Annotated in this window: 1 protein-coding gene; it reads right to left on the bottom strand. The window is 30.7% G+C overall.

All coding sequences use genetic code 11. The features are described from left to right. Positions 1-303: 303 nt before the first annotated feature. Positions 304-716: ATP-dependent RecD-like DNA helicase (locus FWJ34_RS19430; protein ID WP_308256972.1), on the bottom strand; the 413-nt coding region annotated here is incomplete at its 5' end.

A 716-nucleotide genomic window follows, 5' to 3' on the forward strand; every position in this document is an offset into this window, starting at 1 on the left:
TAATAGACCAGAGAATTTAGTAGCATTATGCAATAGCTGTCATTTAGAATATCATCGGGGCGGTAAAAGTAATATTTCCCTAGATCAACTATCCCTTAATCTCTGAAGCTATTAAATATTAACTACTTTTGTTTACATTACATTGTGCAAGTACTAAAGCAAAATAAATTGTGGACTTTAAAATTAACGAAAATAACCCATAATCTTTGTGACCTCTTACTTATTGACTTTTACCTTTCATAAAGTAAACATACAATTAATTTTGCCTACTTAATCGTCAAATAATGCTCTTCGATGGCATCTTTAATATTTTTCATGCCAACTGGATTTATTTTCTGCAACTTTATAATCAAATTGCTTATTTCCAGAAAAAAGAGGATATTTTCCTATAGATGAAAAAGTGACTAATCTTTCTTTTAATTTAGTATATCGCAACCGATCTTTTACTTGTTTTACCGCAATAGCAATGGGTTTTTCCTGTCCAATAATAATTGCCATTTGCTTTGCCCTTGTTAACCCCGTGTAAAATAAATTCCTTGATAACATCATATAATGTTGCATATATATCGGTAAAATTACCACAGGATATTCTGAACCCTGAGACTTATGAATTGTTACCGCATAAGCCAAACTAACCTCATTCAAATCTCCATAATCATAGACAATATCTCGATCGTCAAACTCAATTATCATTTCTTGGTCAACAGTTTTTATTC

It is taken from the genome of Geminocystis sp. GBBB08 (assembly GCF_016743215.1).
Taxonomy (GTDB): Bacteria; Cyanobacteriota; Cyanobacteriia; order Cyanobacteriales; family Cyanobacteriaceae; genus Geminocystis.